Origin of the sequence: Ruegeria sp. HKCCSA071, assembly GCF_017872555.1 — a bacterium.
GTDB lineage: Bacteria > Pseudomonadota > Alphaproteobacteria > Rhodobacterales > Rhodobacteraceae > Ruegeria.
Genome location: NZ_JAEDOX010000001.1, coordinates 94372 through 115939, shown reverse-complemented (window position 1 = coordinate 115939; position 21568 = coordinate 94372). Strand labels below are relative to the sequence as shown.

The 21568-nt window shown below is 56.7% G+C and carries 28 protein-coding genes; 14 read left to right on the top strand and 14 right to left on the bottom strand.

Features of this window, described 5'->3' with window-relative positions; genetic code table 11:
- Nucleotides 1–83: 83 nt before the first annotated feature.
- The gene (gene phaZ, locus I9188_RS00595; RefSeq protein ID WP_209503422.1) at nt 84–1355 is read left to right on the top strand and encodes a polyhydroxyalkanoate depolymerase; all 1272 of its coding nucleotides are present in this window, start codon (nt 84–86) and stop codon (nt 1353–1355) included.
- A 5-nt stretch (nt 1356–1360) separates the two neighbouring features.
- The gene (locus tag I9188_RS00590; RefSeq protein ID WP_209503419.1) at nt 1361–1948 is read left to right on the top strand and encodes a DUF6151 family protein; all 588 of its coding nucleotides are present in this window, start codon (nt 1361–1363) and stop codon (nt 1946–1948) included.
- Here the strand turns inward: I9188_RS00590 and I9188_RS00585 are convergent.
- From I9188_RS00585 to I9188_RS00570, 4 genes are all read right to left on the bottom strand, one after another.
- Nucleotides 1939–2655: an alpha/beta fold hydrolase gene (locus tag I9188_RS00585; protein WP_209503417.1), complete on the bottom strand. Its 717-nt coding sequence runs from the start codon at nt 2653–2655 to the stop codon at nt 1939–1941. The genes I9188_RS00590 and I9188_RS00585 overlap by 10 nt on opposite strands.
- 83 nt (nt 2656–2738) lie before the next feature.
- Entirely contained in the window at nt 2739–3353 is a 615-nt protein-coding gene (locus tag I9188_RS00580; RefSeq protein ID WP_209504858.1) for a hypothetical protein, read from the bottom strand.
- 41 nt (nt 3354–3394) lie between these two features.
- Nucleotides 3395–4387, bottom strand: a complete 993-nt coding sequence (locus I9188_RS00575; protein WP_209503415.1) for an alpha/beta fold hydrolase — start codon at nt 4385–4387, stop codon at nt 3395–3397.
- On the bottom strand, nt 4387–5136 hold the full coding sequence (locus I9188_RS00570) for an alpha/beta fold hydrolase (RefSeq protein WP_209503413.1): 750 nt from the start codon (nt 5134–5136) through the stop codon (nt 4387–4389). The genes I9188_RS00575 and I9188_RS00570 overlap by 1 nt, the downstream gene beginning before the upstream one ends.
- Nucleotides 5137–5330: 194 nt before the next feature.
- Between I9188_RS00570 and thrS the strand changes: the two genes are divergently transcribed.
- From thrS to I9188_RS00545, 5 genes are all read left to right on the top strand, one after another.
- The gene (thrS, locus tag I9188_RS00565; protein WP_209503412.1) at nt 5331–7289 is read left to right on the top strand and encodes a threonine--tRNA ligase; all 1959 of its coding nucleotides are present in this window, start codon (nt 5331–5333) and stop codon (nt 7287–7289) included.
- A 221-nt stretch (nt 7290–7510) separates the two neighbouring features.
- Nucleotides 7511–7813 (top strand): DUF2282 domain-containing protein, encoded by a 303-nt coding sequence (locus tag I9188_RS00560; protein ID WP_209503410.1) that lies wholly within the window; start codon nt 7511–7513, stop codon nt 7811–7813.
- Between the two features lie 72 nt (nt 7814–7885).
- Nucleotides 7886–8743 (top strand): DUF692 domain-containing protein, encoded by an 858-nt coding sequence (locus tag I9188_RS00555; protein ID WP_209503408.1) that lies wholly within the window; start codon nt 7886–7888, stop codon nt 8741–8743.
- Nucleotides 8740–9501, top strand: coding sequence for a DNA-binding domain-containing protein (locus I9188_RS00550; RefSeq protein ID WP_209503406.1), 762 nt, complete (start codon nt 8740–8742; stop codon nt 9499–9501). Before I9188_RS00555 ends, I9188_RS00550 begins: the two co-directional genes overlap by 4 nt.
- A complete protein-coding gene (locus tag I9188_RS00545) occupies nt 9498–10016 on the top strand; it encodes a hypothetical protein (RefSeq protein WP_209503404.1) in 519 nt (172 codons plus the stop codon). Before I9188_RS00550 ends, I9188_RS00545 begins: the two co-directional genes overlap by 4 nt.
- A gap of 1 nt (nt 10017) precedes the next feature.
- On the opposite strand, the gene I9188_RS00540 is transcribed toward I9188_RS00545, so the two are convergent.
- Together I9188_RS00540 and I9188_RS00535 are read right to left on the bottom strand one after the other, a co-directional pair.
- Nucleotides 10018–10386 (bottom strand): hypothetical protein, encoded by a 369-nt coding sequence (locus I9188_RS00540; protein WP_209503402.1) that lies wholly within the window; start codon nt 10384–10386, stop codon nt 10018–10020.
- A 41-nt stretch (nt 10387–10427) separates the two neighbouring features.
- On the bottom strand, nt 10428–10745 hold the full coding sequence (locus I9188_RS00535) for an ArsC/Spx/MgsR family protein (RefSeq protein WP_209503400.1): 318 nt from the start codon (nt 10743–10745) through the stop codon (nt 10428–10430).
- 214 nt (nt 10746–10959) lie between these two features.
- On the opposite strand from I9188_RS00535, the gene I9188_RS00530 reads away from it, so the two are divergent.
- Entirely contained in the window at nt 10960–11166 is a 207-nt protein-coding gene (locus I9188_RS00530) for a cold-shock protein (RefSeq protein ID WP_008758035.1), read from the top strand.
- Nucleotides 11167–11250: 84 nt separating this feature from the next.
- Here I9188_RS00530 and I9188_RS00525 read toward each other — a convergent pair whose 3' ends face one another.
- Nucleotides 11251–11559 (bottom strand): hypothetical protein, encoded by a 309-nt coding sequence (locus I9188_RS00525; RefSeq protein ID WP_209503398.1) that lies wholly within the window; start codon nt 11557–11559, stop codon nt 11251–11253.
- A gap of 61 nt (nt 11560–11620) precedes the next feature.
- Entirely contained in the window at nt 11621–12529 is a 909-nt protein-coding gene (gene thyX, locus I9188_RS00520) for an FAD-dependent thymidylate synthase (protein WP_209503397.1), read from the bottom strand.
- 176 nt (nt 12530–12705) lie between these two features.
- Here thyX and I9188_RS00515 point away from each other — a divergent pair, with 176 nt between their 5' ends.
- The 3 genes from I9188_RS00515 to I9188_RS00505 are packed head-to-tail and all read left to right on the top strand — an operon-like array spanning nt 12706 to nt 14542.
- Nucleotides 12706–13134: a VOC family protein gene (locus I9188_RS00515; RefSeq protein WP_209503395.1), complete on the top strand. Its 429-nt coding sequence runs from the start codon at nt 12706–12708 to the stop codon at nt 13132–13134.
- Complete coding sequence (locus I9188_RS00510; RefSeq protein WP_209503393.1) at nt 13131–13832, top strand: DUF1194 domain-containing protein; 702 nt, start codon at nt 13131–13133, stop codon at nt 13830–13832. The genes I9188_RS00515 and I9188_RS00510 overlap by 4 nt, the downstream gene beginning before the upstream one ends.
- On the top strand, nt 13829–14542 hold the full coding sequence (locus I9188_RS00505) for a DUF1194 domain-containing protein (protein WP_209503391.1): 714 nt from the start codon (nt 13829–13831) through the stop codon (nt 14540–14542). Before I9188_RS00510 ends, I9188_RS00505 begins: the two co-directional genes overlap by 4 nt.
- Here I9188_RS00505 and I9188_RS00500 read toward each other — a convergent pair whose 3' ends face one another.
- The 3 genes from I9188_RS00500 to I9188_RS00490 all read right to left on the bottom strand — a co-directional run bounded on the left by I9188_RS00500 (nt 14543) and on the right by I9188_RS00490 (nt 15765).
- Nucleotides 14543–15034 carry a winged helix DNA-binding protein gene (locus tag I9188_RS00500; RefSeq protein ID WP_209504857.1) on the bottom strand — a complete coding sequence of 164 codons (492 nt, stop codon included), beginning with the start codon at nt 15032–15034 and terminating at the stop codon, nt 14543–14545.
- Nucleotides 15035–15118: 84 nt separating this feature from the next.
- Nucleotides 15119–15376 (bottom strand): succinate dehydrogenase assembly factor 2, encoded by a 258-nt coding sequence (locus I9188_RS00495; protein WP_245220393.1) that lies wholly within the window; start codon nt 15374–15376, stop codon nt 15119–15121.
- Complete coding sequence (locus tag I9188_RS00490) at nt 15373–15765, bottom strand: helix-turn-helix transcriptional regulator (RefSeq protein WP_209503387.1); 393 nt, start codon at nt 15763–15765, stop codon at nt 15373–15375. Before I9188_RS00490 ends, I9188_RS00495 begins: the two co-directional genes overlap by 4 nt.
- Before the next feature lie 92 nt (nt 15766–15857).
- On the opposite strand from I9188_RS00490, the gene I9188_RS00485 reads away from it, so the two are divergent.
- A complete protein-coding gene (locus I9188_RS00485) occupies nt 15858–17060 on the top strand; it encodes a pyridoxal phosphate-dependent aminotransferase (RefSeq protein ID WP_209503385.1) in 1203 nt (400 codons plus the stop codon).
- Between the two features lie 2 nt (nt 17061–17062).
- Nucleotides 17063–17464: a hypothetical protein gene (locus I9188_RS00480; RefSeq protein WP_209503383.1), complete on the top strand. Its 402-nt coding sequence runs from the start codon at nt 17063–17065 to the stop codon at nt 17462–17464.
- On the opposite strand, the gene I9188_RS00475 is transcribed toward I9188_RS00480, so the two are convergent.
- Both I9188_RS00475 and ppk2 read right to left on the bottom strand, forming a co-directional pair.
- Nucleotides 17461–18831, bottom strand: coding sequence for an MATE family efflux transporter (locus I9188_RS00475; RefSeq protein WP_209504856.1), 1371 nt, complete (start codon nt 18829–18831; stop codon nt 17461–17463). The two genes, I9188_RS00480 and I9188_RS00475, sit on opposite strands and share 4 nt — an antisense overlap.
- Nucleotides 18832–18938: 107 nt before the next feature.
- A complete protein-coding gene (gene ppk2 / locus I9188_RS00470; RefSeq protein WP_209503381.1) occupies nt 18939–19862 on the bottom strand; it encodes a polyphosphate kinase 2 in 924 nt (307 codons plus the stop codon).
- A 121-nt stretch (nt 19863–19983) separates the two neighbouring features.
- Here ppk2 and I9188_RS00465 point away from each other — a divergent pair, with 121 nt between their 5' ends.
- The gene (locus I9188_RS00465; RefSeq protein WP_209503379.1) at nt 19984–20862 is read left to right on the top strand and encodes an alpha/beta hydrolase; all 879 of its coding nucleotides are present in this window, start codon (nt 19984–19986) and stop codon (nt 20860–20862) included.
- 70 nt (nt 20863–20932) lie between these two features.
- Here I9188_RS00465 and I9188_RS00460 read toward each other — a convergent pair whose 3' ends face one another.
- Nucleotides 20933–21541 (bottom strand): peroxidase-related enzyme, encoded by a 609-nt coding sequence (locus I9188_RS00460; protein WP_209503377.1) that lies wholly within the window; start codon nt 21539–21541, stop codon nt 20933–20935.
- Nucleotides 21542–21568 lie beyond the last annotated feature (27 nt).

The following is a 21568-nucleotide window of genomic DNA, read 5'->3' as shown; positions in this document are numbered from 1 at the left end:
TATGCAGAATAACGTCGTGGGTGCTGGGGGGCAAAGCGACGAATGGTCCGAACTATCAGGCTGACACTCAGGAGGCCCCGTTTATGCGCTATATGATGACCTACGACCTGATGGAAACTGCGCGAAACACCAACCAATGGCTTGGTGCAACCGCCAGCGCGATGGCGTCCTATCCGATGTTTTCGATGGTGCCGAACCCCGCATTCAACTGGATGGCCGCCTGGGGCGAGGTTACCGAGCGTACGTTTCAGCGGATGGTTGCAAAGCCCGATTGGGGTATTCGCACGTTCACCTGCGAAGATGGCAAGGATCATCTGGTTGAAATCACGACTGTTCTGGAACGCCCTTTTGGTGATCTGGTACATTTCCGCGTCAATGGCCGGAAAGAACAACCCCGCAAAGTGCTGTTGGTTGCCCCGATGTCCGGGCACTATGCAACGTTGCTGCGCTCGACGGTCAAAAGCCTTCTGGTCAATTGCGAAGTCTACATCACCGATTGGCATAATGCGCGCGATATCCCTGTGTCCGCAGGTAAATTCGATGTCGAAGACTACACGCTCTACCTTGTAGATTTTATGAAAGAGCTTGGACCGGACACCCATGTTGTTGCCGTTTGCCAACCTGCGCCTCTGACATTGGCCGCAACGGCATACCTGGCCGAAATCGAACCCAAAGCGCAGCCAAGCACTCTGACGCTGATTGGTGGCCCCGTCGATCCGGACGCAACGCCGACCGATGTGACAGACTTTGGCCGTCGCGTCACCATGGGCCAGTTGGAAGAAACAATGATCCAGCGCGTTGGCTTCAAGTACAAAGGCGTTGGACGTATGGTCTATCCGGGTCTGCTGCAATTGGCCTCGTTCATGTCCATGAATGCAGATCGTCACTCCAAAGCGTTTTCCGACCAGATTCAGCGCGTCATGCGGGACGAGGCCTCAGATCAGGATGCGCATAACCGCTTCTACGACGAATACCTGGCCGTTATGGACATGACAGCCGAGTTCTATCTTTCGACGGTCGAGCGGGTCTTTAAGAATCGAGAGATCGCGAGAAACGAGTTCGTGGTCGCGGGGCACAAGGTGGACATCAGTAAGATTACCGATGTTGCGGTGAAGACTGTCGAAGGTGCAAATGATGACATTTCCGCACCCGGCCAGTGTATTGCTGCGCTGGATTTGTGCACCGGCCTGCCCGACAGCAAAAAGGCAAGCCACGTTGAACCCGGCGCCGGTCACTATGGTATCTTCGCAGGCCGCAGCTGGCGCGACAACATTCGTCCTCTTGTGATTGATTTCATGAACGAAAATACGCGGAAACCAAACCGTCGCGCGGCCAATTCCAACAAGGTTGCCTAACCGAAATGAGTGGGTCAGCGCAAAATGGCCTCACCTTTTCCTGCCAATGCGGCAACTTGCAGGGACGTATTTCACCCCGCGGTGTTCAGCAAGGGACACATGTTGAGTGTTTCTGCCACGATTGCCGGGCCGCTCAACTATATTTCAAGCAACCTGACCCGGCACCTGGGCCTGTCGAGATTTTTCAGATCGCACCGGATGCGATCGAAATCAGCACCGGAAGTCAGTATCTTGCGGCGATGCAACTCAGCCCCAAGGGCATGCTGCGTTGGTACGCCAGTTGCTGTAACGCACCTTTGGCGGCAACGCCCAAAACCGCGAAACTCCCGTTTGCTGGCGTTATCGTCGGCAGGGTTGCGGGAGGTGCTTCGGCGCTTGGGCCCGTCACGACACGTGGATTTGTTCCCCAACCGAACGGAAAGCAAAAGCACGAAAATCCCGGCCCCGCTATTTTTGGACTGTTGCGCAGGGCCGTCGGATCGCGCCTGTCTGGGCGATGGAAGAACACACCGTTTTTCGACCGAGAAACCGGTAAACCCGTAGTGACGCCAACTGTCATTTCAAAGACCGAACGCGCGACGCTTTACCAGTAATCAAACCGTTGCTGGGCGTCCAACCAGGTTTGCAGCGCCTCATTGACGATGTCGGGCGTTTCGAGGGTCGGTAAGTGACCGGCCTTTTCAATAACCAGCAGTTCCGCTCCGGGAATGAGCTCTGCCATGAAAGAATGTCGTTTAACCGGTGTCAGAGTGTCATGCGCACCGCACAGAACCAACGTGGGCACCTTGATGCGGCGCAATGCGGCCTGTTGATCCGGGCGTCGTTGCAGGGCACGCATCTGACGCACGAAGGTTTCAACACCCAAATCCTGTGCCATTGCCAGCAAGCCGTTCAGGATGGGAATACGCTGCGGGCCCGGTGCCAGCGTGTCGGACCCCACAAGTTTCCGCATGACCTCCTCCAACCGGCCACCCTGCGCGCCAATGATCAGGTCTTCGCGACCGGCGGCAATTTGAGGCGTGTCCGCCTGCGCATCAGTTGCCATCAGGCACAGGCGTGACACACGTTCCGGGGCCCGGCGGATCAGCTCTAACGCCACCACACCACCCATGCTTAAACCAGCCAGTGCAAACCGATGTGGAAGTTGGTCCAATAGACCCGAGGCGATCTCTTCGATACGCTCACCTGCTGAGAGCGGCGCAACGGTTACGGGTCGCGTCTGCGAAAACACCTCGATCTGAGGGCGATACAGTCGGGCATCGCACATCAGTCCAGGTAGCAGTACCAGCGGCTCGATCACGCGGGGGCTCCATATGCTCGGTAATCCGAGCCCTTGGGTTTGTAGTCAGGTTGAGAGTTTATCACATTCAAACAAGCGGAACGTCACGGATAGGCGATTGCCCGAAAAGCCGGAAAGTCAGCATAGCGGGACCGCCGTGAAGCCGCACTTTCCTCGGGCTCAGCGCCCGGTTTCAGCAGGCATCCGCGTGGCGCAATGTAGCTGTCAATCCGACGCTGCGGTTTCGGGCGCCACACTAAATTGAAAGAGCAGAGTTTCGGAAAAAACCAGATCTCGGAATAATCCAAGTGATCATGCATCCACCATGCCAGATCCCGCCAATCCCGGCCCTGCGCATGCTGATCTGCAAACCACGGAATTACAACAGACGCCCCGGCAATCCGCGCATCCCCGTCCCCACGATCCCAGATGTGGCATTCCAACGGGTGATCATTCCGGGCGCAGTTCAGTTTGTTTTCATTGCCAAACCTGTTTAGCGACGGTGAGCGATAGCCTGAGCGCACAGCGATCCTGCCAAAGGTCTCTTCCAGCGGGTCCAGCAGAGTTTCGCAGAACGCGCGTCCCGTCTCGATAGCCAGATCAGGATTGTCTGGAATGTTCTGTTTCTGGTGAAAGTTCCCGATCTCGGAATAGAGGAAATCGCGCATGAAGAAATACCGGGACAGACGAACGCGCCCCAAGGTCTCAAGGCTCCACATACTGCCCGGCTTTCGCATCGTCCCTCGACCCGAGGCTGCCATCATTCCACCCCCAGCCCTTTTAGCCAATCCAGAATACCGGCCACAGCCGCGCCGGTCTGCCCTGGCGACATCAGGCGGCCAGCTATGACATGAGATGACGGATCATCCTCGGGGCCCATTGTCACCAATTTGACGGATGCTGGCGCACCCCACGCTTCGGCGACCTCGTGTGTGCGGTCAGGGCGCACCACCTGATCGTTGTCCGAGAACCAGAACAGCACGGGCACCAGGGCATTCGAGAAATCCAGCGCATAGACTTTTTCGACCAGAACGGACATCGGAACGACCGACTCCCACGGATAGACAGTAGACCAATACTTGTTCTTTTCCGGGTTTGGCCCCGATACATCGCGTTCGTCCCCCATAAGGACCGGCAACCAATCCCTTGCCCACGGCAAAGTGGGGATCCAGGCCGCAGACGTGTTGACCCCAAAATTAGGTGAGACAAAGACCATGCCGACAACGTCTTCGCTGAGGCTGGCATCCAAAGCAGCGGCGGCTGCAAGCGTCGCACCGGTCGACGTTGAGATCACGATCACCTTGTCCCCAACAGCACGTGCGGCTGCCAATCCCTCGGCAGTGTCCAGCATCCAGCCCGAGGCAGTGCCTTCTGCCATGGCTGATCCGGTTCGCCCGTGACCTTGCAAGCGTGTGTAAACCAGATTGGCCCCCAGCGCGTCTGCCACAAGGTCCGGCACTGGCCGGGTTTCCTCGGAACTTGCTGAAAAGCCATGGATGTAAAGAACGGAATACGGGGTGCGCCGCTCGTTATAACCATCCTGCCAGATCACTCGTTTTTCGACACCCGGAACGATATCGTCAAACGCGGCTTCGGTGCTTTCGAAATAAACCTGTACGCCCTCACCAAACTTTCGAGGATCAAAGCTTGGGCTCAGGTTCACCTCTTCGCGCGGGCCAAACCAGTAGATAAGGCCACCGACGGCAATCAACGCAAGGAACAAGCGCCCCAGAAGCCTTCCAAAACGCCGCATCACGCGTCTCCCAACACATCCAGAACCGCCGCCTCGATCCTGCCAAGACATGCATCATCCGAGAACCTGTGATCGGCATCTTTGACCAAAAGAAGCTGCATGTCCGGCCCTGTTGCGTGGTCCAGCAGCCGAACGGCCGTTTCAGTCGAAACGGCTGTATCCGCTGTTCCCTGTAGGAAACGAACCTTGAACGGTAGGTTCAACGTGTCGCGCAGTACAAGGCGCTGCCGCCCATCTTCGATCATCCGTTTGGTAACGATGTAAGGTTCCATGTAATCGGACGGCAACTCGACATGCCCGTCAGTTTCCAGGGCGGCTTTCTGGTTATCGGTGAATGAAGCCCAATAGCCATCTTCCGTGAAATCCGGCGCGGCGGCGATCGTGACCATACCTGCTATCCGGTCCGGCATGGCCTTGGCCAGCAAAAGCGCCTGCCACCCTCCCATGGACGAGCCGACAACGATCAGCGGCCCTTTGGTCAAGGCATCGACCGCAGCGACCGTGTCCTCATGCCAATCCCCAATGCAGCCATCCTTGAACGCGCCAGAGCTTTCGCCATGGCCGGAATAATCAAACCGCAAAAAGGCCCGCCCCCGCGCCTGCGCCCAAGCTTCCAGATGGACTGCCTTGGTGCCTTCCATATCCGACATGAGCCCACCCAGAAAAACGATGGTCGGCCCTGCCCCTTCGGTCTTGTGATAAGCCAGTCGCCGCCCTTGTGCCGTTTCCAGAAAATCCGTCGCCGCCATGAAACCCTCTTACGCTTTGGGTAACATCATGCACGGCAGCCCGTTGGTCGCAATTCCCGAATTCTGGGTGTCGTGGCGTCAGTGACGGTCCCCTACGACCCTTGACAGGAAATGCTGCACCTGCCACATCAGCCAAACGCAAATAACCCGCAACCGGGCGTTCAGTGGGCGCCAAACCGACGAGGAGAGCCGACATGGCCCTGGATTCAAAATCCGTCTCTCTCACTTTCCCAGATGGCAATGCACGTTCATATGACGCAGGGGTTACGCCTGCGCAGGTGGCTGCCGATATTTCAAGTTCGCTGGCCAAAAAAGCCATCTCAGCCACCGTTGACGGCAAGCACTGGGACCTGCAATGGCCCATCGAAGCCGATGCACAGATTGCCATCCACACCATGAAGGATGACGTCCAGGCCAACGAGTTGATCCGCCACGATCTGGCCCACATCATGGCCCGCGCCGTGCAGGAAATCTGGCCTGCGACCAAGGTCACCATCGGACCCGTTATCGAAAACGGCTGGTATTATGACTTCGACCGGGACGAACCGTTCACGCCCGAAGATCTTGGTCTCATCGAGAAAAAGATGAAAGAGATCATCAACAAGCGCGACCCTGTCACCACCGAGGTTTGGGACCGCGAACGGGCCATCGAGTTCTACAAGGCCAATAACGAGCCCTACAAGGTCGAGCTGATCGAAGCCATTCCCGGGGATGAGCCGTTGCGCATGTACTGGCACGGCCACTGGCAGGATTTGTGCCGCGGTCCGCATCTGCAACATACCGGTCAGGTTCCCGGTGATGCGTTCAAGCTGATGTCCATCGCCGGTGCCTATTGGCGCGGCGACAGCAACCGCGCGATGCTGCAACGCATCTACGGCGTGGCCTTCACCGGCAAGGAAAAGCTGAAAGACCACCTGCATATGCTGGAAGAGGCCGCAAAGCGCGACCACCGCAAACTGGGCCGCGAGATGGACCTGTTTCACATGCAGGAAGAAGCCCCCGGTCAGATCTTCTGGCACCCCAATGGCTGGTCCATCTACACCCAGTTGCAGGATTACATGCGCCGTCAGCAGCGCAAGGGTGGGTATGTTGAGGTAAACACGCCGCAAGTCGTTGACCGCAAACTGTGGGAACGTTCAGGCCACTGGGACAAGTATCAGGAGAACATGTTCATCGTCGAAGTGGACGAGGAACATGCCCGTGAAAAGGCCGTCAACGCGCTCAAACCGATGAACTGCCCCTGCCATGTCGAGATTTTCAAGCAAGGCCTGAAATCCTATCGCGACCTGCCGCTGCGCATGGCCGAGTTCGGGTCGTGCAACCGGTACGAACCCTCTGGCGCGTTGCATGGCATCATGCGGGTGCGTGGGTTCACGCAGGACGACGCCCACATCTTTTCAACCGAAGAACAGATCGAGGCGGAGACCGCCGAATTCATCCGTTTCCTCAGTGTGATCTACAAGGATCTGGGATTCGAGGATTTTTCGGTGAAGTTCTCAGACCGTCCCGAAACCCGCGCCGGATCGGACGATGTCTGGGACAAGGCCGAAGCGGCGCTTTTGTCCGCCACCCGTGCCGCCGGGATCGAACCGGAACTGAACCCGGGCGAAGGTGCATTCTATGGTCCGAAACTGGAATTCGTGCTGACGGACGCCATCGGGCGTGACTGGCAATGCGGCACCTTCCAGGTCGATTTCGTTCTGCCCGAACGGCTGGATGCCACCTATATCGGCGCCGACGGGGCCAAGCACCGCCCGGTCATGCTGCACCGCGCAACACTTGGTTCGTTCGAACGCTTCATCGGTATCTTGATCGAGGAACACGCAGGCAAATTGCCGTTCTGGCTGGCCCCGCGTCAGGTCGTCGTCGCGTCCATCACGTCCGACGCGGACGACTATGTCACCGAAGTGGTCGAAACCCTGCGTGCTGCGGGTGTGCGGGCCGAGGCCGACATCCGCAATGAAAAGATCAACTATAAGGTCCGTGAGCATTCGGTCGGCAAAGTACCTGTAATTCTGGCCGTCGGTCACCGCGAAGTTGACGAACGCACCGTAAGCGTGCGGCGACTGGGTGAAAAACAGACCCAGGTACAACCGCTTGATGTTGTAACAAAAGAGCTGGCACACGCCGCCACCCCGCCAGATCTGCTGTAACAAACAGCACCATTTCCAAAAAAATCCGACCCCTCCTAAGGGGTCGGATTGTAACATTTCACCCTTTCTTCATCAAAAACAGTGTATTACGCTGCAAGGGGGCAGGCCGCCCCATGACGCGCTTGTGAGACACGGGCTCGTGAATTCAACTCTGCCCACCAAGCCACTACCTTTGTCATTGTCACAAGCAGACATACCCAGTCATCAAGAGGATTACCGAGATGTCGAACACAGCTAAGTCCCTGGTTATCGCAACCGCAGTCGCAGCCGCCGTATCGGGTGTCGCAACCACAGCAAGCGCACAGGCAAAAGAAAAGTGCTATGGCGTATCGCTGGCCGGTCAGAACGACTGTGCCGCAGGGCCCGGCACCACCTGCGCGGGCACCTCGACCGTTGATTATCAGGGCAACGCATGGACCTTGGTTGACGCAGGCACCTGCGCCGACATCGAATTGCCTGCGGAAGCAAACGGCACACCGCGCAAAGGTTCGCTGGAAGCGCTGGACCGCGACCTGCCGGCATAAGACTGGCCTGACGATTTCAAGGGGCGGGCACCATCGCCCGCCCTTTCCCTTTCGTGATCAAGGAACTGGCCCATGTTGGATGACACCCACCGGTCAAACCGCTTGCCCGCAGCGCCGGGCGTTGGTTACAAGCCGCAACACTTCGCTCAGATACTTGAACACGCACAGCCCGTCGCATGGTTGGAAATCCATGCCGAGAATTATATGGGCGACGGCGGGCGACCCTTGGCACAACTGCGCCACCTTTCCGAAAAGTTCCCAATCTCGGTCCATGGCGTTGGCCTGTCCATTGGTGGTGAAGGCGCGCTGGACTCCGATCATTTGGCCCGGTTGAAACACCTGGTCGGCTGGCTGAACCCTGCAAGCTTTTCCGAACATTTGGCCTGGTCTACCCATGACAGCCATTTCTACAACGATCTGCTGCCCCTGCCCTATACCGACGAAACTCTTGCGCGGGTTTGTGAACATATCGATCAGGTCCAGCACACCGTCGGGCGTCAGATGCTGCTGGAAAACCCGTCCAGCTATCTGGCCTTCGAGGAAAGCACCTGGTCCGAACCTGATTTTCTGAGGGAGATTGCCAAGCGCACCGGTTGCGGCTTGTTGCTGGACGTAAACAATGTCTTTGTCTCGGCCACCAATCTGGACTTCTCACCAAAAGGCTATATTGACGCCTATCCGATTGAAAAGGTGTCGGAAATCCACCTTGGCGGTCATGACGAGGATGAAGACGATCACGGTCATCCGCTGCTGATCGACAGTCACGGACGTGAAGTGGTCGATCCGGTGTGGACCCTGCTGGATTATGTGCTGGAGCGTTCGGGGCCAAAACCCGTTCTGATCGAATGGGACACTGATGTGCCTGATTGGCCCGTTCTGCGGGATGAGGCCATTCGCGCGCAAACCGCACTGGACCGGATACCGGTATGAGCGTTTCTCAATCTGAATTCCGCGCGGCCATGATGGATGCGTCAGCGCCCGTTCCCGGTGGATTGCTGGACGGCGGTACGCGACCGGCCGGTCGCAGGTTCAGCGTTTACCGTAACAACGTTGCGGTGTCGCTGACCGAAGCGATGCATCAGGCGTTTCCTGTGATTGCCAAATTGATAGGGGCGCAGAACATGGATGGGTTGGCCGGGATATTCCTGCGTCAGCACCCGCCCTCCTCTCCACTGATGATGTTTTATGGCGAGGCGTTTCCTGATTTTCTGGCAGGAATGCCCCAACTTGCCCATCTTGGATACCTGCCGGACGTGGCCCGGTTGGAGATTGCCTTGCGCAAGTCCTACCACGCCGCCGACAGCGAACCTGCACCGGCAGATGTTCTAGCCGTCGAACCCGAACAGGTCATGCAGGCCCGGTTGCAGTTTGCACCGGCCATGCAGGTGATCCGCTCAGACTGGCCAATTTTCGCGATCTGGCGATTTAACAGCGAAGAGAACGCACCGAAACCGAATGCCGGCGCAGAGGACGTGTTGATCACCCGCGCCGAATTCGATCCCACACCCAATCCACTTCCAGCGGGTGGTGCAGACTGGATCGCCTGTATGCAGGACGGTGACACAATCGGTGACGCATATGAAAAAACGACTGCCAAACTGACTGAATTTGATCTTGGAACCACTCTGGCACTGCTGTTGCAGGGCGGTGCAATAACCTCTGTGACTATCGAAAGGCCCGAGACATGACTGCTTTGATCTCAACCTACAATAACACCATGGGAAAACTGGACCTTGCCTCTGGCTGGTTGACCCCTACGCTGGCACGGCTGGTCTTTGTTGCGGTTCTTCTGGTCTATTACTGGAACTCGGCCATGCTGAAGATCGACGGATCGATCTTTTCGCCTTCGGCAGGTGCCTTTGGTCAGATATTCCCCAAAGCGGCCGAGGCTGTTCTGTATGACGTGTCCCAAATGACGTTCTTCCAACGCATCGTCATCTTCATGGGAACGGTTGCCGAATTTGTGCTCCCGGCACTTCTTCTGGTTGGGCTGTTCTCGCGTCTGGCGGCTTTGGGCATGATGGGTTTTATCTGGGTGCAGACCCTTGTCGACGTCACCGGCCATGGCGTGAAACTGGGCAGCTTGTTCGACGCCGCGCCGTCCCTGATGGATCAGCGCACAATGTGGACCTTCCTGATGCTGGTGATCGTCATCAACGGCGCAGGGCCTATCTCGCTCGACCGGATAGTGCGCCTTAAGTAACTTAGAAATGCGCCTTGGGCTGGTCCGGTTTTCCCGCGGCCAGCCCAAGTATCCCGGCGATCCCGGCAAATGTGATCGGGAACATGGTGAAAACACCAAAACCAAAGGCGTAGTACATCGCAGCCGCTGACACCAGCAACAAAACCCCGGCTATCAACGCGCGCGCTGGCGCCATGGCCCCACCCGCGATTGCAAGCAAGGGCGCGATAATCGAAATGGCTTGCACCATATCGGGATTGTCGACCTGGCTTAGAACTCCGTCAATCTCGCCGACATGCTCAACCACGACCACCTTCGCATAGCCGAAGAACCCGACGATCATACCGATCAACCCGGCGATTACACCCAATAGCATTGCGGCATTACGCATTGAAAATCCTCATCGTAGCTTTCACGCAGATAAGCACCCGTTCAGGAAATGCCAAGCTGAGCACGGGTTTCAGCTGTCCAACCCAACAACAGCCTGCCATCGACTTCGATCAATGGGCGTTTCATCAGGGTCGGGTGCTCTTTCAAAAGCTCCAAAGGGGCCTTGGCACGCTGGGTTTCGTCCAATCCGCGCCATGTTGTCGATCTGGTATTAAGCAAGTCATTGCCGAACTCGGCAAAAGCCTGGGACAGCACCGAATCCGGAACGCCGTCGCTGCGCACATCAGAAAATTTGACGTCTGGCAGCGATTTCAATGCTTTGCGACAGGTGTCACAATTTTTCAATCCATAAAGTTGCATGTCTTTGACGCTCCTGCCTATGCTTTGATTTTAAGCAATCTTGCCCGCTTCTTGCGGTTATTCTTGATTTTTTACTTCACCGTGCAATGTTGAAAAAGGCGAAACACACGAATTGGACTGTTCAGCCAGTGCCAAAACATCTTTTTCGTGGTGACGCTGACCACAGCCCCCACCAATTTGTGGGACAATGCGTAAGTAGAAGGAGACACGGGACATGCCAACCGGCACCGTGAAATGGTTCAATACCACCAAAGGCTATGGATTTATTGCCCCTGACGAAGGGGGCAAAGATGTGTTTGTACATATCTCGGCCGTAGAACGGTCCGGCCTCACCGGACTCGCAGACAACCAAAAAGTTTCGTACGAGTTGCAGGACGGACGCGACGGCCGCCAAATGGCAGCTGATTTGAAACCACTGTAACAATATCCCGCTAAACACGCGGTAGATCATTAAGGATGACGGCCAATTTCCGGCCGTTATCCATCCCCCACCGGTTTCGTTCCATTACCCTCGCGCGGGCTTGGCGTCGGCGTGGGTGTTCCAGTTTTCGCCCATGGCAACGATGCAGGATGTGCCTGTCGCGTAGGTGACAACCATGGTCCAGTCTCCGTGCTGACTTGCCCAGACTTCCATAATCTGTTCCGGCCCGCGAACACCCGATGCGACGCGCCGCGCTCCGAACTGCCTTTCCAGTTTCTGGTGCAACCAGGGCGTCGGTTCGCACAAAACCTCGGCTATGGGTGACTCGGCCTGCGCAGGCAGGGCAAGACCAAGAAACAGACAAAACAGAGCAAGATGCAAAACGCGGGCCATGGAACAAGTGTAACAATTCCATGACGACACGTATAGACAAAAGCTATGCAGCTTGTCGGTTCTATTTACGAATGATCGCCTCGAACTCACGCCATTCGCGCGCTGTCATCCCCGAGTTTTCCTGCGTGACCGCCTCACCTGCCAGCATGCGTTGCAGGCTTTCGACCATCTGGGCAGACAGGTTCACCGCACCCAGCCGGTAATCCTCGAACGCCTTATACGCAAACGGCACCCAATCAGCGACGATCTTGCACATCGCTTCGGCATAAACGCGAATTTCATACTGAGCATGCGGGTCGGCCCGCAGGCGCAGGAAGTGGAACAGATTGTGCAGGTCCACCTTCCAATACCACTGCGTATAAACGTTTGCGGGTAGGTTCATGCGGGCCAGTTCACGTGCAAGCCCCTGTTGCCCGTCCTGGCTGATCATGGATTCGTAATTGTCGTAGCAGCGTGTGCTGTCCGCCTTAAGGGTTTCCAATACGCGCGCGGCCTCTTCGCCTTCCAACGTTGCCCCACGGCCCTGATTGTTCACTTCGGACTGTGCCGCCACATGTTCAGGGGCGGGAATATAAAACTCGCGATCCAGAATTGAATACCGTGCCGAGTATTCATTCACATTGGCGGTCCGGTGCCGGATCCACTGCCGCGCCACGAATACTGGCAATTTCACATGCAATTTGACTTCGCACATTTCGAAAGGCGTCGAATGCCAGTGCCGCATCAGATACCGGATCAACCCTTCATCATTCTGGACGGATTTGGTGCCTTTGCCGTATGAAACGCGCGCAGCCTGACAGATGGCGGCATCGTCCCCCATATAGTCGATCACGCGGACAAAGCCATGATCCAGGACCTGATGCGCTGTGTACAGGTGGTCTTCCATTCCCGCCGAGACAACTCGACGCGTGGGATGCGATTGCGCGCGTTGCGCGTCGATCTCGGCCTGTTGATCAGGGGACAGCGGCATCGAATCTTCCTTTCTGGCAATGAGTCGCCTACTACTATATATCGCCGATCCCGGCACAGGAACCGCGATATATGCCGCAGCGGACGCAAAAAACAAATTGCTGCTGAGGGCTCTATCGACACATCGAGGCGGAGCGCTAAGCTCTTGGCAATGTGAGTCGAAAAAGGATGGCCGAAATGGCGCTGAAATATCTTCACACCATGGTCCGCGTGAAGGATCTGGAAAAATCCATGGCGTTTTACGAGCTTCTGGGTCTGAAAGAAACACGCCGGTATGACAGTGAAGCCGGGCGATTTTCTCTGATCTTCATGGCCCCTCCGGGACAAGAAGACGCGCCGATCGAGTTGACGTACAATTGGGACGGCGATGACGAGTTGCCCGCCGACAGCCGTCACTTCGGCCATCTGGCCTACGGTGTCGATAATATCTACGAGGTTTGCCAACATCTTCAGAACAACGGCGTTACGATCAATCGCCCGCCAAGGGATGGTCGCATGGCTTTCGTTCGATCGCCCGACAATATCTCGGTTGAGCTTTTGCAGAATGGCGAAGCACTCGAACCAGCCGAACCCTGGGCCAGCATGGAGAGCAGTGGTCACTGGTGATCCGTTGGCTGATAGCGTTTGGGCTGGTCGTTCAGGCCAGCCCTGTCAAGGCCGAGCAATGTCGCTTGGCGCTGGCCTTGGCGATGGATATTTCCGTTTCAGTCGATGAGGCCGAAGATGTGTTGCAACGGCAGGGGTTAGCCGCCGCCTTGATTGCACCCGAAGTGCAAGAGGCCTTCTTTTCTTCACCGATGCCCGTTGCCCTGGCGGTATATGAGTGGAGTGGCCGCTCAACCCAAAATGTCGTCCTGAACTGGACAATGATCGATGACGTTGGTGATCTGCTGTTCGCATCCAGCCAGGTCAGCCAATCCGTCCGATCTGACGGCGGATCGGCAACAGCTATGGGCTATGCGTTGGCATACGGTGCAAGTCTTATGGAGCAAGCGCCGCAATGCTTGTTTCAAACCATTGACCTGTCCGGCGACGGCACGAACAACGATGGCTATGGGCCGCAGATCGCCTATCGGCACTTTCCCTTCCAAAACACTGTCGTGAATGGGCTTGTGATCAACGCGGCGGATTTCGAGGGAGAGTTGTTCTTGATCCCTTTCTTCGAAAATAACGTCCTGCACGGGCCCGGCGCCTTTTTGGAAATTGCCACCGGGTTTGAAGATTTCGAGCGCGCCATGCGAAAGAAACTGAAACGAGAACTGAGCGGTCTGCAAATCGGAGCATTGCGGATTGAAGGCCCATGATACGTCGCGTGATCGTCTTTCTGGCTTGCCTGATTTCAGGACCTGCCCTTGGCGAGTGCCGCCAGGCCCTTGCGCTAGGGCTGGATGTGTCGGGTTCGGTCGACAGCCGGGAGTACAGGCTGCAACTGGACGGGCTGGCGTCGGCCCTGAGCCGCCCCGAAGTCAGCCAGCTGATGTTGTCGGACGGTGCAACCTCCTTGCGTCTGGCGATCTACGAATGGAGCGAGCGGGGACATGAACGGATGCTGCTGGAGTGGACAGAAGTACGGTCCCCCGCCGACCTGATCGCAATCAGTGATCGTTTGATTCGAACCTCGCGCAGCGCAGCGCCGCAGGGAACGGCGCTAGGGTCGGCCATGTTATTTGGCTCTTCCCTGCTTGATCAGCAAAGGGGGTGCTGGCGCCGTACGCTGGATCTGTCCGGTGATGGCAAACATAACATCGGACCGCATCCACGTGATGTGAAAGCCAGTTTGCGACATGACGGGATCACAATTAACGGGCTGGTGATCGGCGCCGACGATCCGAAAGAAGGTGATCGGAGATATGTTCAGGTCGGTGAACTTTCAGCTTACTATTCAGCCTGGGTCATTTTGGGGCCAAACGCGTTCGTAGAAGTGGCGCTGGGCTTCGAAGCGTATGAAGAGGCCATGACCCGCAAACTTCTTCGCGAGTTGGACAGCCTTGTCCTGTCTGACGCCCGCCACTGATCAATAAATATACCGTATCTGATCCGTCCAATACCGTTCGACGCGACGCAGCGAACTGGTGATATCCTCGATGCCTTCAAGCCCAAGCACCCCCCTGCCTTGCAGACCTTCTGCGTGACGCGCAAACAGCTTGGACACGATATTGCGGATTTCCCTGCCTTGCGGCGTCAGGCGCACGCGAACCGAACGGCGGTCAATCTCGCATCTTTGGTGGTGCATGTAGCCCATCTCAACCAGTTTCTTGAGGTTATAGCTGACATTGCTGCCTTGATAGTATCCACGGCTTTTCAGTTCGCCTGCCGTGACTTCGTGATCACCGATATTGAACAGCAACAACGCCTGAACCGCATTGATTTCCAAAACGCCGACGCGCTCAAACTCATCCTTGATGACATCCAGCAACAACCGGTGCAGACGCTCCACCAGGGCCAACGCCTCAAGATAGCTGGCTATGAAGCCCTTGGTCTCTGGTGTGGAGACCTGCATTTCCATACTCATCCGACCCTCCGATTCAGTCGCGCTGTTTGACACACGATGAACCGAAATTCCGAAAAATCGGTTAAACAGAACTTTGCCTTATTTCTGAAAGGTTTGCGCTATGTCTGCAATCAGGTTGGCAAATCGCGCCGGAGGCTGCACCTGCCCTGTGACCCATTGATAAAGGTCCTGGTCATTTTCATGCAACAGCGCGTCATAGACATCCAGCCCGGCGGTATCCATGTCGGCCAGATTGCGACCGGCATAGGCTGACAGGATAATGTCCATCTCTTTGATGCCGCGTCGCATCGACCGCATTTGCATGCGTTTGATGCGCACATCCCGGGGTTCGCTCAATTCTTCTGCTCCAGCATCTGACGCATTTTCTTTTCCAGACGCGCTGCGCGTTCGGAACATGTGCGCATTTCCGCACGAATGGCGCGCAGTTCGGCCACGGCCGAGGACAGTTCCATGCCGCCTTCGCCTTCATCCACGGGCGCATCCATGCCTTCGCCCTCGCCGGTCAACAACCACATGATCGAGACATTGACCATGCCCGCCATCATTGACAGCCTGTTGGCCCGGGGCTCGGACAAATCATTTTCCCAATCCGAAATTGTTGCCTTTTTGACCCCAAGGCGCCGCGCCAGTTGCGCTTGCGTCATTCCCGCGGCTTCTCGTGCGCCGGCCAGGCGGTCTCCGAATGTAGCAGATTCCGGACCGTACCAGTCGTTTTCGTCATTCATTCGGGTCTCCAATTCACTTTATCTATACGGCTTGATCGTCACTCGGGCGCACCCTATGACAGTCAGGCTGAACATACAAACCGAGGCCGAGCATGAGTTTTCTGTCTGCGACACTGTCACGCGTCAAACCTTCACCCACCATCGCCATGACAGCCAAGGCAGCCGAGCTGAAGGCCGCCGGACGTGATGTCATCGGGCTAAGCGCCGGTGAGCCGGATTTCGACACGCCCCAGAACATCAAGGACGCCGCAGTTGCGGCCATCGCAGCAGGCAAAACCAAATACACCGCACCGGACGGTATCCCAGAGTTGAAGCAAGCGGCGTGTGCCAAGATGAAACGTGATCACGGGCTGGATTATTCACCAGCCCAGATTTCGGTCGGGACCGGCGGCAAGCAAACGCTCTACAATGCCTTGATGGCGACGATGAACGAAGGCGACGAGGTGATCATCCCTGCACCGTACTGGGTCAGTTACCCCGATATGGTGCTTTTGGCCGGGGGCACCCCTGTTGTGGTCGAGACGACGCTGGAAAACAATTTCAAGCTGACCTCAGAACAACTGGAAGCCGCCATCACGCCCAAGACGAAGTGGTTCATCTTTAACTCGCCTTCGAACCCGACGGGCGCTGGGTATAGCCGGGCTGAACTGAAGGCGCTGACCGATGTTTTGATGCGTCATCCGCATGTCTGGATCATGTCGGACGACATGTACGAACATCTGGCTTATGACGGGTTTGAATTTTGCACCCCGGCCGAAGTTGAACCCGGTCTATTTGACCGGACGCTCACCTGCAACGGGGTTTCAAAAGCCTATGCCATGACCGGTTGGCGCATCGGGTATGCCGCCGGCCCGGTCGAGATCATCGCGGCCATGCGCAAGATCCAGTCGCAATCAACTTCGAACCCCTGTTCGGTCAGTCAATGGGCTGCTGTCGAGGCCCTGAACGGAACTCAGGATTTTCTGGCCCCGAATAACGAGACATTCAGGCGCCGACGCGATCTGGTGGTTCGGATGCTGAACGAGATCGACGGTGTCACCTGCCCGACACCTGAAGGGGCCTTCTATGTCTATCCGTCTATCGCCGGACTGATCGGGAAAACGACGCCCGCTGGGACGGTCCTTGTAGACGACGAAGCCTTTGCAACCGCACTGCTGGAAGAGGCCGACGTTGCCGTTGTATTTGGTGCCGCCTTTGGCCTGTCGCCGAATTTCCGTGTCAGCTATGCTACGTCTGACGCGGCACTGACCGAAGCTTGCGGCCGCATCCAGCGCTTTTGTGCTTCCCTGAGGTGACCATGACCGCCGAACTACCCGAGTATTACTTTCGCATACGTGAAAACGGTGCTGCGGTGTTTCGGATCGATACCGAAAACCGTCAGCGCCGGATCGAGATGGACCAGATTGCCGTCATCAATATCCGCAATGGCGAGGTCAAGCCGCACGGGCAGCGGACGCTGTCTGACCGGGATCAGGCCGAAATTACCCAATGGATGGAAGAGCGCCGGGCCCTGCTGGCCCAGCGTGACATCGACGATATTCATCGCGCAGTCGACTATCTGAACCTAACCACGCAATGGGCGCAGTCCAAGGCAAGCGACACGCAGCTAGAGGATGTGACAGACAGGTTACTGATGGCCATGCACGACCTGCGTACGGTACTAGTACGAAAAAAGGCAGATCGGCTGGACAAAGACTAAGCAGGCTCGGCCGATGCCTGTATCTGCTGTACCGAATGCATCCAGAACCGGGTCATGAGAAGCACGGCCGCGAAGGCGAGACCAAGCACTAGCCCCAGCCAGACGCCGATGCCGTCCATATGACGGACAAAGCCGAAATAATACGACGCGGGAATCCCCACGACCCAATAGCTGAGCGCCGCCATGACCATTGGGATCTTGGCATCCTGCAACCCGCGCAACAGGCCCAGCGCAATCACCTGCGCGCCATCAACCAGCTGAAACAACGCCGCCACGGCAAGCAATCCGGTTCCGATGGTCAGGATTTGTCCCCGCTGCGGATCATCTGCTTCCATGAACAGGGAAATCAAAGGCTCGGCACAAGTCAGGAACAGGATGATGGTTGCCACTGACATAACCAGCGACATGCCAGTCACAGAGATTGCGCCCTTTTCCAAATGCGCCCTGTCCCGACGGCCCAGCGCATTGCCAGCCCGGATGGTCGCCGCATTTGATAACCCCAGGTGAACCATGAATGTGGCCGAAGCCAGGTTCAGGGCGATCCCATGCGCAGCCAGCGGGACTTGACCCAGCCAGCCCATCATCACCGCAGAAGTCGCGAACAGTGAAACTTCGGCCAATGTGGTCAACCCGATGGGTACACCCAGCTTCCATACGCTGGCAAACATCTCCCAATCCGGTCGCCAGAACCGTTGGAATAGGCTATGCTCCGGCAACGTCCGGACCACATAGATAACGACCGCGATCAGCGAAACAACTTGTGTCGTAATCGAGGCGGTTGCCGCCCCTGTCACGCCCAGTTCGGGAGCGCCCCAGTTGCCGAAGATCAGCGCATAATTGGTCAGCCCGTTCACAGCCGCCGCCGCAATCGTGATCCATAAAACGATCTGTGTTCGCTCCAATGCTGCCAGATAGCTTTTCAACACCATCACAATGAGAGCCGGAAACAATCCCCAACCGGCAACTCGCAGATATTCGGCTGCGGTTTCAGCAACTTGCGGTTCCTGCTTCATGGCGATCAGGATCGGATAGGACCACCACAGCAAGGGCATGACAACCACGGCATACAGCAACGACAACCACAGACCCATCCGGGTCGAGCGGCGAATGCTGGTTTCGTCCCCTTCCGCCGCTGCTGTGGCAACCATGGGCATCACGGCCCAGCCAAACCCCGCACCAAACAAAAACAACACGAAATAATAACTGTTGGCCAAGGTAACGGCCGCCAACGCCTCGACCCCGTACCAACCCAGCATGATGGTGTCGGTCAAACCAATTGCGTATTGCGCCAGATGACCGCCAACCAGTGGCAGGCCAAGAACGGCAATAGCCCGAAAATGGGCCGGATATGTCATCACCTTTGTCATCGCTCCAGCCATATGCGCGGCTTTGGCGCGGGACAAGGGCGGATCGGCAATATTTCACATTGAGACTTTGATGCCCAACCGTTTCCTGTGGCCGGGCATCTTTGCAATCAGCGGGCGTCGGGGTGCAGAGCCGTACCCAGAATATGCTCGGAGCGGTGAATAACGTGATGCGCCTGCCCTACGATCAGCGGATCAGGCTCGCCCACGATATCGTGATCCTTGCCAGGGTAATCCAGCGAGGACAGGAAGTGACGCATACAGTTCAGGCGCGCGCGTTTCTTGTCATTTGACTTGATAATCGTCCAGGGTGCGTCAGCCGTGTCTGTGTAAAAGAACATGGCTTCTTTCGCCTCGGTATAGTCGTCCCACTTGCTGAGGCTTGCCTTGTCGATGGGCGACAGTTTCCATTGCTTCAAGGGGTCGGTTTCGCGGCTTTTGAAACGGCGCTGCTGTTCTTGCTGCGTAACCGAGAACCAATATTTGTATAGCTGAATGCCCGAGCGCACCAACATCCGTTCCAACTCGGGCGTTTGCCGCATGAACTCAAGATATTCGTTGGGTGTGCAGAACCCCATAACCCGTTCCACACCCGCACGGTTGTACCAGGACCGGTCATAGAACACCATTTCGCCTACGGTCGGCATCTCCTGAATGTAGCGCTGGTAGTACCACTGGCCTTTCTCTTCCCAGGTGGGTTTGTTCAATGCAACGACACGGGCCTGACGCGGGTTCAGGTGCTCCATGAACCGCTTGATCGTACCCCCTTTGCCGGCCGCATCGCGCCCTTCGAACAACAACACAAACCGCTGCCCCGTTTCCTGCGCCCACAGCTGAACCTTTAACAATTCGGCCTGCAACCCGGCTTTCTGCGCCTCATACGTGCCTCGCGCCATCTTGCGCTCGTACGGGTACTTTCCACTTTCGAACGCCTGCCGGATTTTCTCGGGGCTGGGTGCTGATGGGTCCGCGCTGTCGGCAGGTGCCGGTTTGATCTGAGTAAGTTCCGCTTTGTTCGTGGCAATGGCGTCCATGCATTCTGTCCTTTTCTGCTGTTCTGAAGGGTGGCTAGCAGAAAGCTCTGAAATGCGCTTTGATTGGTGTCAAATAGATGCCTCAAAAACCCATGAATTCCAGCGCGGATCACTTGCTCCAATGCAAACGTCTTTTTTCAAGCTGAACGGCCATTCTTTTTACGTCAGGACATGGGGCGACAAAGCCGCGCCACCACTATTGATGCTGCATGGTTTCCCTGAATTCAGCGGCGCCTGGGCTGATCTTGCGCCTCATCTGGCAGAACGCTTTTATTGTATTGCTCCGGACCAACGCGGTTATGGACAAAGCTGGTGCCCCGAGGGGGTGCAGAACTATACCTTGTCGCAATTGGTCTCGGACATGGCCGCACTGATTGAAACCTGCGGCGCGCCTGTTGCGTTGCTTGGTCACGACTGGGGCGCATCGGTGGCTTATGGCGTAGCCATGTTCCGCCCGGAACTGGTTGATCGGCTTATCATTGCAAACGGCGTGCACCCGGTGCCGTTTCAACGCGCCATGGCCTCGGGTGGCGCACAATCCACAGCCTCGCAATATATCAATCTGCTGCGGACACCTGATGCCGAACAAAAACTGTCCGAAAACAACTTTGCGATGCTGGAACAGTTCTTTCGCCATGGTATGGGGCTGGATTGGTTGACCGAAGCTCGCATGGCCAACTACCGCACTGAATGGGCCCGACCCGGTCGGCTGCAGGCGATGCTGAACTGGTACCGAGCTTCTCCGCTCGTTGTCGCCAAACCCGGTGTCCCATCGAAAGACCTGCCTGACCTGCCGCTCGACCGGTTGCATGTCAGGTGTCCACACCTGTTGCTTTGGGGGCCGGATGACAAAGCCCTTTTACCCGAAGCCACAGAGGGGCTGGAGGCGTTCGCCACCAACCTCACCCGTGTCATGATCTCTGGCACAGATCATTGGTTGCATCATCAAGACCCGCAGGCTGTGGCGCAGGCCATTTTGGAATGGACAGGTCAGACGTAATCAGGCCCCGCCCGTGCGCAACGGCAAGCCAAGCAGCCTTTGTCGCAGCGCCATCGATATCTTTAGCACCTTACCGATGCCCCCAGTCGTCAGGGTTGTCAGAATTGTTGGGCGACAAGCCCAATTCATCACCATCGGTTGAGCACCCAAGCCCCAGAACTGTCCGGTTTGCATATGAAAAGTAGGAGCAGACCTGATTGATCTCGAGGATTTCGCCATCATCCCACCCCGCGTTGCGCAAGGCGGTGATGTCCGCTTCGACTAGATCGCCCGGCGCTTCGGTCAGCTTGCGAGCATAATCCATCGCAGCCATTTGCGCCGCATCCAGCGGTGCAGTCAAGGGATCGCGCGCCTCAATCGCTGCCCTGATCGTGTCGCCACGCGCCGCGTCACCCAGCAAGCGCTGAAGACCTGCAAAGTGATGCTCGACGCAATAGCCGCACCGGTTCAGCGAGCTGACCCAAACCCCCAGCACTTCCAGAAACCATTTCGGTATCTTGTTGCCCGAATGATGCAGCACCGCCTTGTACATGGCCATATGGCCTTCCATCGAATGCGGGCGAAGGCTGTGTGCCATCATGATGTTGTCTACGTTATTGTTCGGCCCGGTCACGCGTTCGTAGAGTTTCTTCAACTTTCCAGTCGCTTCTTCGAACGGAACGGTTCTGATCCAGCTCATTTATTCACCTCTGCTTTACCGGGATCA

Bases quoted from the DNA above. Each gene is read 5' to 3' on its own strand.
- phaZ (WP_209503422.1), top strand. From the start codon at position 84: ATGCGCTATATGATGACCTACGACCTGATGGAAACTGCGCGAAACACC.
- I9188_RS00590 (WP_209503419.1), top strand. From the start codon at position 1,361: ATGAGTGGGTCAGCGCAAAATGGCCTCACCTTTTCCTGCCAATGCGGC.
- I9188_RS00580 (WP_209504858.1), bottom strand. From the start codon at position 3,353: ATGTGGAGCCTTGAGACCTTGGGGCGCGTTCGTCTGTCCCGGTATTTC.
- I9188_RS00575 (WP_209503415.1), bottom strand. From the start codon at position 4,387: ATGCGGCGTTTTGGAAGGCTTCTGGGGCGCTTGTTCCTTGCGTTGATT.
- I9188_RS00570 (WP_209503413.1), bottom strand. From the start codon at position 5,136: ATGGCGGCGACGGATTTTCTGGAAACGGCACAAGGGCGGCGACTGGCT.
- thrS (WP_209503412.1), top strand. From the start codon at position 5,331: ATGGCCCTGGATTCAAAATCCGTCTCTCTCACTTTCCCAGATGGCAAT.
- I9188_RS00560 (WP_209503410.1), top strand. From the start codon at position 7,511: ATGTCGAACACAGCTAAGTCCCTGGTTATCGCAACCGCAGTCGCAGCC.
- I9188_RS00555 (WP_209503408.1), top strand. From the start codon at position 7,886: ATGTTGGATGACACCCACCGGTCAAACCGCTTGCCCGCAGCGCCGGGC.
- I9188_RS00550 (WP_209503406.1), top strand. From the start codon at position 8,740: ATGAGCGTTTCTCAATCTGAATTCCGCGCGGCCATGATGGATGCGTCA.
- I9188_RS00545 (WP_209503404.1), top strand. From the start codon at position 9,498: ATGACTGCTTTGATCTCAACCTACAATAACACCATGGGAAAACTGGAC.
- I9188_RS00540 (WP_209503402.1), bottom strand. From the start codon at position 10,386: ATGCGTAATGCCGCAATGCTATTGGGTGTAATCGCCGGGTTGATCGGT.
- I9188_RS00535 (WP_209503400.1), bottom strand. From the start codon at position 10,745: ATGCAACTTTATGGATTGAAAAATTGTGACACCTGTCGCAAAGCATTG.
- I9188_RS00530 (WP_008758035.1), top strand. From the start codon at position 10,960: ATGCCAACCGGCACCGTGAAATGGTTCAATACCACCAAAGGCTATGGA.
- I9188_RS00525 (WP_209503398.1), bottom strand. From the start codon at position 11,559: ATGGCCCGCGTTTTGCATCTTGCTCTGTTTTGTCTGTTTCTTGGTCTT.
- thyX (WP_209503397.1), bottom strand. From the start codon at position 12,529: ATGCCGCTGTCCCCTGATCAACAGGCCGAGATCGACGCGCAACGCGCG.
- I9188_RS00515 (WP_209503395.1), top strand. From the start codon at position 12,706: ATGGCGCTGAAATATCTTCACACCATGGTCCGCGTGAAGGATCTGGAA.
- I9188_RS00505 (WP_209503391.1), top strand. From the start codon at position 13,829: ATGATACGTCGCGTGATCGTCTTTCTGGCTTGCCTGATTTCAGGACCT.
- I9188_RS00500 (WP_209504857.1), bottom strand. From the start codon at position 15,034: ATGGAAATGCAGGTCTCCACACCAGAGACCAAGGGCTTCATAGCCAGC.
- I9188_RS00490 (WP_209503387.1), bottom strand. From the start codon at position 15,765: ATGAATGACGAAAACGACTGGTACGGTCCGGAATCTGCTACATTCGGA.
- I9188_RS00485 (WP_209503385.1), top strand. From the start codon at position 15,858: ATGAGTTTTCTGTCTGCGACACTGTCACGCGTCAAACCTTCACCCACC.
- I9188_RS00480 (WP_209503383.1), top strand. From the start codon at position 17,063: ATGACCGCCGAACTACCCGAGTATTACTTTCGCATACGTGAAAACGGT.
- I9188_RS00475 (WP_209504856.1), bottom strand. From the start codon at position 18,831: ATGACAAAGGTGATGACATATCCGGCCCATTTTCGGGCTATTGCCGTT.
- ppk2 (WP_209503381.1), bottom strand. From the start codon at position 19,862: ATGGACGCCATTGCCACGAACAAAGCGGAACTTACTCAGATCAAACCG.
- I9188_RS00465 (WP_209503379.1), top strand. From the start codon at position 19,984: ATGCAAACGTCTTTTTTCAAGCTGAACGGCCATTCTTTTTACGTCAGG.
- I9188_RS00460 (WP_209503377.1), bottom strand. From the start codon at position 21,541: ATGAGCTGGATCAGAACCGTTCCGTTCGAAGAAGCGACTGGAAAGTTG.